Origin of the sequence: Streptomyces spinosisporus (assembly GCF_022698145.1) — a bacterium.
Taxonomy (GTDB): Bacteria; Actinomycetota; Actinomycetes; order Streptomycetales; family Streptomycetaceae; genus Streptomyces; species Streptomyces spinosisporus.
On the sequence record NZ_JALDAX010000012.1, the window covers coordinates 160180 to 175050 of the forward strand.

The window sequence follows — 14871 nt, forward strand, 5'->3', positions numbered from 1 at the left end:
GGGGCAATGACGGGGGAACGCTGAAACGGGGTGTGCGGGCCGGCGCGTGAGGACGCGTCGGCGAAGCTGCCGCCTGCCGCTGTGCCAAAGCCTCTCCCTCTGCCGCCTCTTGGTGCCTTTCGTCCGGTGCCTGACAGGGATAGGAGGGGGAATGCCGACGAATGCCGTGAGCGCCGCGAGGCCGACGTATCCGGGCGTCTACGTCGAAGAACTTCCCAGCAGCACCCGCACCATCTCCGCCGTGACCACGTCGGTGACCGCATTCGTCGGGCACACCCGGCGCGGCCCGCTCAACGAGCCGGTGCGCGTCACCGGATTCACCGAGTTCGAGCGACGCTTCGGCGGGCTGAGCGCACAGAGCCCGCTCGCCTACGCCGTCCACCAGTTCTTCGGCAACGGCGGCTCCGTCGCCGTGATCGTCCGGGTCGCCAAGGCGGGCAGCGGCAAGGCGGCCTGCGTCGTCCTGGAGTCCACCGAGGGCCACAGCGAGACCCGGGTCCTCGAAGTGCACGCCAAGGAACCCGGCGTGTGGGGCAACGGGCTGCGCGTCGCCGTCGACTACGACACCCAGGCCTGTGACGAAACCTTCAACTTGCGGGTCTACGACGCCAAGGGCGACGCCCGCGAGAGCTTCAACGGCCTGTCCATGGACGAGGGCAGCGCGAGCTACGCGCCCACCGTCGTGGGCGCCGGCTCGCGGCTCATCCGCGTCGAGGCAGTCGGCGAGGGCCGCCCCGACCCGTCCGGCACCGTCTCCAAGCCGTTCGGCCACGAACTGCCCGACCTCGCCGTCGACCTGACGGTGAAGATCGGCGACGTGGAGCGCGAGTTCAGGCTCTACGACGCCGACTGCGACGGCGAAGCCCCGTCCTCCGTGGCCGAGTTGGCGCTGCTCCTGGAGCGCAAGCTGCGGGCCCTGCCCGACGCCCCCGGCAAGCACGCCTTCGCCGGCGTGGAAGTCACCGCCTTCGGCCGCCGTATCCAGGTCGTCGCGGGCTCCACCGACCCCGAGGACGTCGTCCGCTTCCTCGGCGAGTGCGCCAACGACCTGGGCCTGGAGGCCTCCGTCAACCCGCCGGTGTTCCCGCTGGAGGGCGGCGAGGACGGCGAGGCCCCCGGCCCGCGCGACCTCATCGGCTCCGAGGCCGGCAAGACCGGCATCCAGGCGCTGCGCGGCACGCCCGATGTCAACCTGCTGTCGCTGCCGGAGCTGGCCTCGTACGAGAAGACCGAGGACGCCCTCACGGTCATCTCGGCCGCCCAGCGGCTGTGCGAGGAGCGGCGTATCTTCCTGCTGGTCGACGCGCCCGCCACCTGGGTCAGCGTGGACTCCGCCCGCGCGGGCCTCGCCGCCTTCGACGCCGTCCGCGGCAACCACGCGGGCCTGTACTTCCCGCATCTGCAGCTCACCGACCCGCTCACCGGGCGGCTGCGCGCCTTCCCGCCGTCCGGCGCGGTCGCCGGCGTCATCGCGCGCACCGACTCCGAGCGCGGCGTCTGGAAGGCACCGGCCGGCACGGAGGCGCAGCTCGTCGGAGTGCACTCGCTCACCGTCGACCTGACGGACCGTGAGACGGGGCTGCTCAACCCGCTCGGCGTCAACTGCCTGCGCACCTTCCCGCTCACCGGCCCGCTGGTGTGGGGCGCCCGCACGCTGGAGGGCTCCGACGCCCTGGAGAGCGCCTGGAAGTACGTGCCCGTGCGGCGGCTCGCGCTGCACGTGGAGGAGAGCCTGCAACGCGGATTGCAGTGGGTGGTGTTCGAGCCCAACGACGAGAGCCTGTGGCAGCAGATCCGGCTGTCCGCCTCCTCCTACCTGCACACCCTCTTCCGTCAGGGCGCCTTCAAGGGCAGCACCCCGCGCGAGGCGTACTTCGTGAAGTGCGACAGCGAGACCACGACGGACGAGGACGTGGCGAACGGCGTCGTCAACGTACTGGTCGGCATCGCGCCGGTCCGCCCCGCGGAGTTCGTCGTCGTCAAGATCCAGCAGACGTCGGGGCAGTTCGCGCTGTAGCGCCGGCAGATCCAGGGAGAGCTGAAGGAATCCGATGGCTGAGTTCACGGTCAACGCGCACCGCTTCGACCCGTACAAGAACTTCAAGTTCCTTGTGCTGTGGGACGGTCGGACGGTCGCCGGCATCAGCAAGATCAGTCCGCTGAAGCGGACCACGGAGGTCGTCAAGCACCGCCACGGCGGCGACCCCTCCTCCCCGCGCAAGTCGCCGGGCCGCTCGGAGTTCGAGGGCATCACCCTCGAACGCGGGGTCACCCACGACCCGGAGTTCGACCGCTGGGCCAACAAGGTCTGGCAGGTCGGCGCCGGCCTCGGCTCCGAGGTGTCCCTCGCGGACTTCCGCAAGGACATCGTCATCCAGGTCCTCAACGAGGCCGGTCAGGTCGCCGTCTCGCACAAGCTCTACCGGACCTGGCCGAGCGAGTACCAGGTCCTCGGCGAGATGGACGCCAACGCCAACGCGGTGGCCATCCAGTCGCTGAAGCTCGAGTGCGAGGGCTGGGAGCGGGACTACGAGGTGCCCGAGCCGGAGGAGCCCTCGTTCCTCAACCCGGCCTGACACCGCGGTAGTTGAAGAATCCGGGGGAGGACATGGCGAACACCGGGGCGGCCGAACTGCTGGCCGCCTGGGAGGCGGGGCTCGGCGAGGCGCCCGTCGGCCGGGCGCTGCTGCTGCACCGCACGGCACGACCGGACGTCGACGTCTCGCGGCTGCCCGCGCTTCCCGTGGGCGAGCGCGAGGCGGACCTGTTCGCGCTGCGGCGCGCGCTGTTCGGCGAGCGGATGCAGGTGCGCCTGGAGTGCGCCGCCTGCGGCCAGGACATGGAGTTCGACCTGGACGCGGGCGAGCTCGCCGCATCGCTGGGCGGGCGCGGCGAGCGGGGCGAGCGGGTCGTACGGGTCCAGGAGGGCGGCTGGGACGTCGAGTTCAGGCTGCCCGGGATCGCCGACCTGCAGGCCGCGGCCCGGTCGGCCGACCCGCGTGCCGCCCTGTTCGCTCAGTGCCTGGTCTCGGCGGCACGGGGCGGCACCGCCGTGGCCGACCCGGAGCTTCCCGGCGCGGTGCAGCGCCGGATCGCCGAGGCGGTCGAGGCTGCCGACCCGGGCGCCGACCTGGCGCTCAGCATCGCCTGCCCCGAGTGCGGCGCGGCCACCCGGGCCGAGCTGGACATCGCCTCCTACCTCTGGACCGAACTGGACGCCTGGGCACGGGACGTCCTGCTCGACGTCCATCTGCTCGCCACCGCCTACGGCTGGAGCGAGCCGGAGATCCTGGCGCTCAGCCCCACACGGCGCCGCTACTACCTGGAGCTGTGTGCGGATGTCTGACTCCCAGGACCACAGGGATCGCCCGGACCACGCGGACCGTCCGGATTCCCCGGACTTCTTCGACCGGCTGATCGCACGCCACACCGCACCGCGACCGGCGGCCGTGCGGGTGCGGCCCCGGCTGCCCGGCCCGTTCGAGCGCGTGAAGGCCGTACGGTCCCGGTCGGCGACGTCCGAGGACGACGCGCTGCTGTGGCCCGCGGCCACGCCTGCCGCACCGCAGGCGGACGTGCCGCTGACCGCGCCCGGCGAGACCCGTACGCACACCGAACACGAGCACACCGTCGTACGCACCGCACACGAACCTGCGGGCCCGGGCCCGCGTCCGGCCGCACCGGCCCGCGCGGAGGCGCCCCTGCTGCGGCCCGTCGCGCCCCTCGCCCCCGGGCCGCGGCCCCCGGCCGACACCGCCCGGCGCGCCGCGGGGCGAGGACGCGCGGCGCAGCCGGAACACGCACAGACCGCGGTCTCCGCGCCCATCCCCCCGGGTGCGGAGACCGCCCCTCACGCCGTGTCGGCGGCGCTGCGACCCAGCGCCGCCGACACGGCGGCAGCGCGCGACGCCGTACGGCAGGCCGCGGCCCGGCGCCCGGCACGGGCCACCGAGCAGGTCGTGCAGGTGCAGATCGGGCGGCTCGAAGTGACCGCGCAGCCCCCGGAAGGCGGGCGGCGGAGCACACCCGCGAAGGAGCGGGCCGGGGCGACCGTGAGCCTCGCCGAGTATCTGGCCCGGGGGCGCGAGTGAACCACGGACAGGGATCAGCAGGCCGAGAGGAACCGAGGAACTGACGTCATGAGCAACGCACTTGCCATCGCCCATGTCACCCAGGCCCTCGCGCTGCTGATCGAGAACAATGTGGGACCGGAGTTCGGCGAGGCCGTCAAGGTCGAGCCGCGCAAGCCGCCCATGGACCCGCAGCTGGAGCAGCCGACGATCTCGGTGTTCCTCTACCAGGTCACGCCCAACACCTCGCAGCGCAACAACGACCTGCCGACCCGGGCGGCCGACGGCACCCTGGTCAAGCGGCCCGCCGCGGCGCTCGACCTGCACTATGTGATCAGCGCCTACGGCGACGAGCGGGAGCTGGTCGGGCAGCGGCTGATCGGCTCCGTGGTGCGCACCCTGCACGAGATCCCGGTCCTTCCCAAGGACGTCATCGAACAGGCCGGTGAGCGGCCCTACTTGGCGGGCAGCGACCTCGCCGAGGCGGCGCAGCGGGTGCGGTTCACACCGACCGTGATGGACGTCGACGAGACGTCGAAGCTGTGGGGGATGCTCTACCAGACGCCGTACACGCTGTCCGTGGTCTACCAGGCGACGCTCGTCCTCATCGACGGCCGGCAGGTGCCGGTGCCGGGCAAGCCGGTCGAACGGCCCGAGGTGCGGGTGCTGCCGTTCGGGGCGCCGGGCGCGCCGGTCCCTCCGGGAGCCGAGCCGGGGAACATCTCCGGCTCAAGTGAACCCGCATCCGGCCGGGTTGAGGGCCCCGAGCCGCAACAGCCCGCTCCGGAGAAGGCCGTCGCGAAGACCGCCAAGGCCCCGGCGAAGACCGTCGCGAAGACCGCCGCCAAGTCCCCCGCGCGGGCCCGCAAGTCGGCGCCCAGGGCCGGCCGGCAGACCCCGCGGCAGGGCGACAGCAGCACGGAGAAGTGAGGCGGCATGACGACCACGGGGGCAGGTGAGGACATGGGGACGACCGAGCACGGTACGACGCTGACCGCGGAGATCCGCCGTGTCCTGGCCCGGGTCGACGCGCACGCCGCGCGGTCCGCCGAGAAGGACCGCGCACCCGGCGCCGAACTCGCCCCCGTCGAGGGCCCCGGCGCCGCCCCTCTCGACGCCCTCGTCTCCTGCTTCGGCCTCACCGCCTTCGAGCGCGACCTCGTACTCCTCACCGCCGCCCAGGAGTTGGAGCCCACCGCCGGCGCCCGGTGCGCCGCCGCCAGCGGTGACCCCGCGCGCGCCCACCCCACCTTCTCGCTCGCCCTCGCCGCGCTCGCCGAGCCGCACTGGAGCGCGCTGACGCCCGTGGCCCCGCTCAGGCGCTGGCGGATCACCGAGCTGGACGACGAAGCACGGCTGACGACCTCACGGCTGCGGCTCGACGAGCGCATCCTGCACTTCCTGCTCGGCTCGCCCTATCTGGACGCCCGGCTGCACGGACAGCTGCGCCGCACCCCCGTGCCGCAGGCCCTGACGCCCTCGTACGACCTGGCGGCCGACCGGCTCGCGGAGGGCTGGACGACGGCGGGAGCCGCCGACGCCCCGCTCGTCGAGGTGACCGGCGGGGAGCTGCGCAGCCGGGCCGACATCGCGGCCGCCGCGGCCGCGCGCTCCGGGCTCGGGCTGTACTCGATGAGCGCCGAGGACATCCCGTCCGACCCCGTCGAACGCGACCGGCTCGCCCGGCTGTGGCAGCGCGAGGCGATCCTGCTGCCCTCCGCGCTGCTCGTCGAGGTGGGCGACCTGGACCGCGACCAGCGGGCGGCCACCGACGCGTTCCTGGCCGGGGCCGCCGTACCGGTGGTGGTCTCCAGCGAGGACCCGCTGCGCACGGAGCGGTCGTACGCGGCCCGGGTCGCGGTGCCGCAGCTGGACGACGAGGAGCAGTTCGCGCTCTGGGGCGAGGCCTTCCACGACGTCGCCGATCTCGACGACGGCGAACTGCGGTCCCTCGTCGCCCAGTTCAGCCTGCCGCCGCACGTCGTGCGGTCCGCGGCCGCGACCGTACGCCGCCGGCTGCCGCAGGAGGACGAGCTGGACGCCGCCCAACTCGCCTGGCGGGCCGGGCTCGACGAGGCACGCATCGGCATGGACGAACTCGGCCGGCGGATCACCCCGCGGGCCGGCTGGGACGACCTGGTGCTGCACGAGCGGCAGACCAGCGTGCTGCGGGAGATCGTGGCGCACGTACGGCAGCGGGCGACCGTCCACCAGGAGTGGGGATTCGGCGCCACCCTGCGCCGCGGCCTCGGCGTGACCGCGATGTTCGCGGGCGGCTCCGGCACCGGCAAGACGCTCGCCGCCGAGGTCATGGCCAACGAGCTGGGCCTCGACCTGTTCGTCATCGACCTCTCACAGGTCGTCAGCAAGTACATCGGCGAGACCGAGAAGAACCTCCGCCGGGTCTTCGACGCCGCCGAACGCGGCGGCGCGCTGCTGCTGTTCGACGAGGCCGACGCGCTGTTCGGCAAGCGCAGCGAGGTCAAGGACAGCCACGACCGGTACGCCAACCTGGAGGTCAGCTATCTGCTGATGCGGATGGAGGCCTACCGCGGCCTCGCCGTCCTCACCACCAACATGAAGAGCGCCCTCGACACCGCCTTCCTGAGGCGCATCCGCTTCGTCGTCGACTTCCCCTTCCCGGCCGAGCACGAGCGGGCCGAGATCTGGCGGCGCGTGCTGCCGCCCCAGGCACCCATGAAGGGCATCGACCCCGAACTTCTCGCCCAACTCACCGTCGCCGGCGGCTCGATCCGCAACATCGCCCTGTCCGGGGCCTTCCTCGCGGCCGAGGAGGGCGACCGGCTGCAGATGCGGCACATGCTCGCCGCCGCCCGCACCGAGTATCTGAAGCTGGAGCGCTCCCTGACGCCGACGGAGGTCCGCGGATGGGTGTGAACTCCGGTCCCGTGCAAGAGCCTTCGGCGATCCGCGTCGACATCGGCGAACTCGTCCTCGACGGCTTCCGGGCCGACCCCGACCGGGTGTCGGCCGCCTTCGAGACCGAACTGACCCGTCTCATACGGCTGCACGGCGTGCCGCTGGCCGCCGACGGACCCCTCGCCCTCGACGCGCTGTCCGGGCTGCCGCCCCTGTCGGCCGGGCTGTCCGCGCGGCGCCTGGGCCAGGAACTGGCGCGCGTCGTGCACCAGGGGCTGAGCGGTGACGGGGAGGTGAGCCGATGAGCCCGCGCACCCAGGACGCCGCCGCGGAGCAGTCCGCCGAGCAGCGCCGCCGCAAGCGCAGGGAGAAGGCCGCGAAGTCCCGCGCGCCCGAGCCCAAGAACATCGTCAGCGGCGCCGGACAGCCTCTGGACCCGGGCCTGCGCCGGGAGTTGGAGGAACACCTCGGTCACGACCTCGGACGGGTACGGCTGCACACCGGCCGCGACGCCGGACAGCTGACCGAACTGCTCGGCGCGGACGCGGTCGCCGTCGGACAGGACGTCTTCTTCCGCGAGGGCGCCTTCCGCCCCGGCACCGACGAGGGCCGCCGCCTGCTCGCCCACGAGCTGCAGCACACGGTGCAGAACCCGCACGGCCTCGGCACCCTGCGGGCCGGCCGCGAACTCGGCGCCGTGAGCCTGCCGCAGCAGGCCATCGAGCGCGAGGCCGAGGAAGCCGCCCAGGCCCTGGTCCGGCCGGACACTCCGGACGCCGCCCCGCAGGTCGAGGAGGGCCAGGACACCCCCGGCTGGCTGCGCTACGCCACCGTCGACGCCGACCGGATGCGCGCCGAGGCCGTCGACCCGGCCACCCTCGTGGACCGGATCGCAGGCAACGTGCTGCGCAGCCTGCGCGGCGACCCGAGCGACGCCTCCGGTCGCGTACGCCTCCAACTCGCGCGGATGTCCCAGCAGTTGGAGGACGCGGTCGTCGAGCGCCTGGAGAACAGGCTGCTCACCCCCGAGTACGACCGGCTGCTGGAGATCGCCGAACAGGCCAGGCCCGGACCCGTCGAACTCCAGCCCGCCGAAGCCCCGTTGCCCGAGGTCGACCTCTTCGAAGAACTCGGCGTCGAACGCACCCACTGGCAGAAGAAGCAGGAGTCCGACCGCGGCTCCGCCGACCGGCGGGCCGCCGACTCCCGCGAGGAACAGCGGGACACGAAGGCACGCGACGCCAAGAGCAGCAGCGACCGCAGCCGGGCCCGCGCGGACGCCGCCACCGAGGAACAGGACGCAGCGCAGCGCACCGAGCAGGAGGATGCCCGCAACGCCTCACGGCAGCAGGCCAAGGAGGAGCAGCAGCAGGAGGAGGAGCAGTCCGCCACCGATCGCGAGCGCACCGACCAGGCCGCCGACCAACGGGCCCAGGGACGCCAGGAGGGCACCGAACAGGCCAAGGAGGAGCGCAAGGAACAACGCGAGCGCGAGGAGGCCGACCCGCAGCAGGCCACCGCTCCCGGCGCCGACAAGCGCAAGCGGCGCGACGACCAGACCCAGCCCGCCGCCGGGTCCCGCAACGAGCAGCCGGACCCCAAGCAGAAGGCCCAGCCCGGCCCCGTACGCCCCGAGAAGGTCGACGAACGCGCCGAACGGCCCGACTCCGCGCTGTCCGAGCACGGGCTCAACGAGAAGGACGAGGACGGCGGCGCCGAGGCCGAACCCCGCGAGGAGGAACGGCCGCTCGGCCTGGAGGCGGGCGCCGACCAGGAGGTCGCGGGCGGCGAGGACGAGAGCGCCGGAGCAGCGGACACGAAGGACGAGCCCCCGCTCAAGCCCGAGGACTATCTGCCCGAGGCCGACCTCGACCTGTCCGCCGTACCGACCGCGGACAAACTCACGCCGGGCGCCGCAGAACCGTCCCCGCCCTCCTTCCCCACCCCGCCGCCGACGAAGGCCGAGAAGACCGAGCAGGAGCGGGAGAAGAACGAACAGGAGCCGGACGAGGACGACGCCGGACCCGAGCCCAAGGCACCCGGCCAGGACGAGGGGCCCGTCGAGGGCGAGGCCCCGCAGCCCGAGAACGGGCCCGCCGCACAGGCCCAGGACCGCGGCACCAAGGAACTCCAGGAGACCGGCAAGCCGCTCGACCAGGAGGTCGGCCCCGACCCCGCGACCCAGGACAGGGAACGGCCCGAACCGGAGACCGAGAAGCCGGATCCCGAGCAGCAGCAGGAGAAGGGACAGACCAAGGACCCGGACGACTCCGACTCCGACCGGACCGACGGCGAGGACGAGAAGCCGGACGCCGACGACGAGCAGGACGAGAAGGACCGGCAGCGGGAGCGTACGACGGCGGAGTCCCGTACGACCGCCGCCTCTCCGGGACCTGCGTCACCGTCGCCCGCGCCCGCTGCGGCGACGCCCGTCGCCGCCGCCGTGTCCCGGCCGGCCGGCGCGCAGACGCCCCGGACCCCGGTCGAGGACCGCGATCCCTCGCCCGCCACGCGGCGCGATGCCGCACCGCCCCGGTCCGAGCGCGAGGCACCCCAGGCCAAGAGCCAGGTGCCCAAGGAGACCGGACCCGGCGCCGTACCGCGCGGACCGATCGGCGCGTCCGAGCGGACCGGACCCGCGGTCGCCGCCGGCCCGGGCGCGGCGCCGTCCGTCGCCCAGGCGGCGGTCAGCCCGGCCGCGGAACAGGCGGACGGGCCCGGCCAGACCGCCGCGACGAGCGCGCCACGGCCCGAAGCCTCCCTGGAGAAGGACGGCGGAGGCTGCGCGCCGCCCGCGCCCGCACCCGAGAAGGACGAGGGGCAGCAGGGCAGTTGCGGAGGGGGAGGCGGCGAGGCCGCGCCCAAGGAGAAGCAGCAGGACCCGCCGGACGTCTCGGGACAGGACCCCAAGGCGGCCGTGCAGACCGTGAGCAAACTGGCGCCCGACCAGGCGGCCGCCGCCATGCCCGGGGTCGACAGGGCCGCCGACAAGAAGATCGCCGACGAGCAGAAGCGGCTGGACGCGGCACCGCCGACGCGTGAACGTCCCTCGGGCGCGCCGCAGACGCGTTCCGCGCCGCCGCAGGCCGCGCCCGCGGCCGCCCAGGTCACCGGCAAGGTGGAGCGGGTCGGCCCCGAGGACCAGGGCGACAAGCAGAAGGCCAAGGGCGGCGACAAGGCCGAGGGCAGACAGCCCGCCGCCGACGTGCCTCCGCCGCCGCCTCCCGCCGTACCGGACAAGGGCCTGAGCGAGTCCGAGGCGAAGAACGTCGAGGCGACGGCCGACTCGATCCCCACCACCGACCCCGCACTCGAGAACAAGACCGTCGGCCCCGCGCCCAAGATCCGCCTCGAGGGCCCCAGCGACCCGACGCGCACCGACGACCAGGCCAAGGCGCTCAAGGACAAGCAGACCGACCTGCAGACGACCGGGCGCGAGGACGCGGCCAAGCCGCTCGGCGAGGACCAGATCTACCCGAACGCCCCGGCGGAACGGCTGACCGGCAAGGCGTCCGGCGGGGGCGGTGGCGGCAAGGCCGGCGGGCTGGAGGCCACGCCCGCGCCCAAGGCCGGCGTCGGCGCGGTCGCCAAGCAGGAGAAGGGCACCGAGATCACCGCCGGCGCGGGCAAGGCGCAGGGCGATCTCGCCGCCAAGGACAAGGAGCACCAGCAGGGCGAGCAGAAGGCCAAGCAGGACAAGCAGAACGAGATCGACCGCGAGGTCGAGCGCAACACCGCGCAGCAGACCGCCGAACGCGGCCGGGTCGCCCGGGAGACGCAGAAGCAGCGCGAGGACTGGCGCAACGAACAGGACAAGAAGGTCGAGGACGCGGACAAGCAGTCCGGCGAGGAGCACGACAAGAAGAACAAGGAGATCGTCAAGGCGCGCGACGACAAGGACAAGGAGATCGGCGCGCGCAAGGACAAGGACAACGCCTCGATCGACACCGAGCGGGAGAACGCCGAGAAGGAGGCCAGGAAGAAGAAGGAGGAGAAGAAGCCCTCCGGCGGGCTGCTCGGCTGGGTCGCCGACAAGGTCGCCGACTTCTTCAAGGGCCTGCTCGCGGCGGTCACCGCGGTCTTCGACGCCGCCCGCAAGGCGGTCAACGGCATCATCGACAAGTTCAAGGAGTGGGCCAACCAGGCCATCGACTTCGTACGTGACCTGGCGATCAAGGCGATCAACACCCTTGCGGACGTCCTGATAGCGATAGGCGACACGCTGCTGGCCGCGTTCCCGGAGCTGCGGGACCGCTTCCGCAAGGCGATCGAGGGCCTGCGGGACGCGGCGATCGCGACGGTCAACAAGCTGGCGGACGGCCTGAAGAAGGCGGTCAACAGCCTGCTCGACGCACTGGCCGCCGGGCTGAACAAGCTCCTGGACGTCCTCGAAGCCGGCGTGAAAGCGGTCATCAAGGCCTACCAGGCCGTCATCGTCGGGGCGATCAAGTTCGCGCAGGCGGCGATCGAGGCGCTGGGGAAGTTCGCGGCCCTGGTCGCGGACATCGCGCCGGACCCGGGCGGCTGGATCGCCAAGGCCGGCAGCGCCGCCAAGACCGGCATCACGGACCACCTCTGGGGCGCCATCAAGGTGGCCGTGAAGCAGTGGTTCGACACGAAGGTCGAGGGCATCCTCGGCCTCGGTAAGGCCGTCATCGACGTCCTGGTCAAGGGCTGCGTGTCGCTGAAGCAGATCGGCAAGATGGCGTGGGACGCGATCATCGCGTCCCTCCCGATGATGATCGCGACGCTCGTCATCGAAAAGGTCGTCTCGATGATCGTGCCCGCGGCGGGCGCGATCCTGACGATCATTCAGGGGCTGATGGCGGCGTGGTCGACGGTCAGCTCGATCCTGTCCGCCTTCTCGAAATTCTGGGCCTACCTGAAGGCGGTGAAGGCGGGCCCGGCGGCCTGCCTGTTCGCCGAGGCGGTCGCGGCAGGCGTGGTCGCCCTCCTGGACTTCATCACCAACTTCCTCCTCCAACGCCTCTCCCGAGCCACCAAGGGCGTCGGCAAACGCCTCAAAGGCATGGCCCAGAAAATCATGGACGGCCTGAAGAAGGTCGGGGGAGGGGCGAAGAAGGCGGCGGGGGCGGCGGTCAACTCGGCGCGCGGCGCGGTCCGCAAGGCCCGCCAAACCCTGTCCCGCGACGCCAGGCCGTCGAAACCGAAGGGCGAGCCGTCCCCCGACCCCAAGTCCCCGGTGAAACCGAAGGACCACGCGACGCCGAAGGGTCCGGCGAAGAAGCCGGATGCGGCGGAGACGAAGCCCAAGGAGAGGTCGCCGGAGAAGGACCGGACGCCGGAGCGGGAGCAGGGGGCTGCGAAGGACCGGACGCCGGACAGGGACCGGACACCGGACAGGGAGAAGTCTCCCGACACGGACACGAAGCCCAAGACCGCCCCGAAGAAGAAGCCGAAGGAGATCGAGGGCCCGAAACCGACCAAGCCCAAGAAGCCCAAGTCCCCGGTCGGCAAGGCCCTTTCGAAGGCCAAGGGCGCGGTCAAGTCCGCCCTGAAGAAGGTCGGCAACGCCGCCAAGACCCTCGGCCGCAAACTGAAGAAGTCCAAGCTCGGCAAGGCGCTGAAGAACGGCGCGTCGAAGCTGCGGAACTACTTCAAGAAAAAGAAGGACCAGTTCCGCGACCACAAGAAGCGCCGCCAGGAACAGAAGAGGCGCAAACAGGAACAGCGGAAGAAGGACGAGAAGTCCAGGGAGTCGAAGGAAGCACGGCTGCACAAGATCGTGCTCCGCATACGCCCTCGCTTGGACGGCCTGCTGGAGAGGGGTGTGCCACGGCCGGTCATGATCGCGACCCTGGCCGGCATGCGGATCTGGTACCGACTCACCGGACTCGATCTGCGAGGCCGCGCGACAGGGGACATCCTTGCGCGGCTCAACCCCGAGGAAGTCTCCAACGAGTTCGAGGAGGAAACCCCGGCGCCGCCTCCCGCCTCTCTTGCCGCAGCTGAGGCCGAGCAGAGAAGGCAGGGCGATCGGGGCTCCGAGCAGGAGGCGCCGGATCAGCAAGCGGGACAGCAGGAGCAGCCGAAGCCCAAGATGACCGGACTGTCGGACGCGCTGAAGGCAGTCCTGAACAGCGCGACGAAGCCTTCGGGACAAGGTGCGCCGGAGCCCGGGGAATCCCTCTCCTTCAAGCAGGCCGTCGACCGGAAATACAGAAAGGCCAACCAAGGGAAGAGAGACGAGGAGAAATACACTCCCGACCACATACCGTCAGGTGCCTCTCTGATCCAGGCCGAGAAAGACCGGGTGAAGGACGCAAAGGAGTCGGAGCTGGGTCGGAGGCTCACCTCTCAGGAAGAGCTGGAGCTGTACCAGAAAGAAAAACTCCTCACCAAAAAGAGGGGTAAGCGCAACGTTCGGGACGACAGGGCCGAGGAGATCTATCAGGAGGGTCTCACCCTCTACTTGCGGAAGCAGCTCCATGAACAGGGGAGAACCTTCTTCAGCGCAAACACGCCAGAGAAGGTGAAGCATGACGCAAAGAACCCGACCAAGGCCGTCGAACTGGATTATCGTGCCTATCTGACGGTCCTCGGTGAGGAGCTGACCCAGGACGAAGTGATAGGTTTCATCCGACATTACGAACACCTGGCGCGCACCAAGTTGATCGACTGGTCGCCCGAGATCGACAAGCTCCTACAGGAAGCCTGGGAGAGAGTCAAGTGAGGCCGAAAGAGAAGCTGGAACAAATTGCAGCAGACGCCGCGCTATCCGTTCCGGACAAGGAGGCGCGCATTATCGAATTGCTTTCCGGGGAGTCGGACCGAGGGGTGGCGGCCGCGGTCGACTGCCTGGTGGAGACCGATGACGAGCGGGCGGCGGACTTCGCGGCGATCCACCTTGCGCTTCTCCCTGGGGCGCGTGAGGGGAAGACCCGCGCCGCAGAGCGTCTTCGGGGTGCTGGGCCAATGGTTCGTTCAGCTTCCCGACTGGTCCCTTGGCTTCCGGGTGAGCTGCTGGACGGCTTTGTGGCCGACTACGTGGCGGATCCGAAAGCCGGCTCCCCGCTGTCCGACGTCATCTTTGAAATCGGTGTGAACGCTCCCGATCGACTGCGTCCATTTGCCGACAAGGTCGAGAGTCATTTCATTCACAGGAGCCTGTTGTCCGGCTCGCCCGACGAACTGGTCGATGCCTTTCTTGAGCGATGGCGCGAGGAGGACGACGATTATGATGCGATCGAGGCAGTCGCACTCATTCGCACCCCTCATGCCGTTCGCACCCTGATCGCGGTTCGCGAAGAATTCGAGGATGCTGAGGAATGGGAGATTCTGCTGGAGTTGGCAGGGCTGCTCCCCGACACCGAGAAGAGTGCCGGTCACCCGCCGGCATACCTGGGCTCCGTTGTCGATGAAGCGGAAAGCCCGCATGTCATGGGCGGCCATGTCGATGGGCCCGTCCCTGTCTGCCCCGCCTGCTCCGCCCCGGCTCAGCGGGTGCTGACTGTGGCCGCCGAGGCGGTCCCTTTCGGACTTGCGCAGGACGCGTCGTTCTTCTGGTACACGTGCTCCTGCGGAGCTCTGGAGACCACGACGGTAAGGGTCGGCCCCGGCGAACGGTACGTCTTCTATGGTCCGCACGGAGTCTCCGATCCCAGCCGGAGCATTGTGCCGGGCAAGAGGGCGATGGCTCTGGAGCCGCACCCGAATCAAGTCGGGGTGAGCCTCGAGGCGATCGCAGGGGCATCCAGGCATCAGGTCGGCGGCCTCCCGCGTTGGGTGGAGTACGACGCCCATCCGCACTGTCCCGAGTGCCGTGAAGCGATGCCTTTCCTTGCTTCTGTCGACAGCGGGCCAACCCCCTTCGGGGCGATGGGATTCCGAGGAACGCTTTTCTGCTTCTGGTGCAATGACTGCGGCGTATCAGTCACGCAGCACCAGTCATGAACATCCA

General features: G+C 71.0%; 9 protein-coding genes. All 9 read left to right on the forward strand.

All coding sequences use genetic code 11. The annotated features are described in order from the left end of the window. Positions 1-151: 151 nt before the first annotated feature. Genes MQN93_RS28610 through MQN93_RS28650 form a run of 9 tightly spaced genes read left to right on the forward strand, consistent with a single transcriptional unit; the run spans position 152 to position 14864 of the window. Positions 152-2017 (forward strand): phage tail sheath subtilisin-like domain-containing protein, encoded by a 1866-nt coding sequence (locus tag MQN93_RS28610; protein ID WP_016434447.1) that lies wholly within the window; start codon positions 152-154, stop codon positions 2015-2017. A 34-nt stretch (positions 2018-2051) separates the two neighbouring features. Next, entirely contained in the window at positions 2052-2576 is a 525-nt protein-coding gene (locus MQN93_RS28615; protein ID WP_016434446.1) for a phage tail protein, read from the forward strand. A 32-nt stretch (positions 2577-2608) separates the two neighbouring features. Next, a complete protein-coding gene (locus tag MQN93_RS28620) occupies positions 2609-3346 on the forward strand; it encodes a T4 family baseplate hub assembly chaperone (RefSeq protein ID WP_242711840.1) in 738 nt (245 codons plus the stop codon). After that, complete coding sequence (locus MQN93_RS28625) at positions 3339-4091, forward strand: hypothetical protein (protein ID WP_242711841.1); 753 nt, start codon at positions 3339-3341, stop codon at positions 4089-4091. Before MQN93_RS28620 ends, MQN93_RS28625 begins: the two co-directional genes overlap by 8 nt. Before the next feature lie 48 nt (positions 4092-4139). Beyond that, the gene (locus MQN93_RS28630) at positions 4140-5000 is read left to right on the forward strand and encodes a Pvc16 family protein (protein ID WP_242711842.1); all 861 of its coding nucleotides are present in this window, start codon (positions 4140-4142) and stop codon (positions 4998-5000) included. A gap of 6 nt (positions 5001-5006) precedes the next feature. Then, positions 5007-6968, forward strand: coding sequence for an ATP-binding protein (locus MQN93_RS28635; protein WP_242711843.1), 1962 nt, complete (start codon positions 5007-5009; stop codon positions 6966-6968). Between the two features lie 11 nt (positions 6969-6979). After that, a complete protein-coding gene (locus MQN93_RS28640) occupies positions 6980-7255 on the forward strand; it encodes a DUF4424 domain-containing protein (protein ID WP_242711844.1) in 276 nt (91 codons plus the stop codon). After that, positions 7252-13644: an eCIS core domain-containing protein gene (locus MQN93_RS28645; protein ID WP_242711845.1), complete on the forward strand. Its 6393-nt coding sequence runs from the start codon at positions 7252-7254 to the stop codon at positions 13642-13644. Before MQN93_RS28640 ends, MQN93_RS28645 begins: the two co-directional genes overlap by 4 nt. Further along, positions 13641-14864, forward strand: a complete 1224-nt coding sequence (locus tag MQN93_RS28650; protein ID WP_242711846.1) for a hypothetical protein — start codon at positions 13641-13643, stop codon at positions 14862-14864. Before MQN93_RS28645 ends, MQN93_RS28650 begins: the two co-directional genes overlap by 4 nt. The last annotated feature ends 7 nt before the right edge of the window (positions 14865-14871 follow it).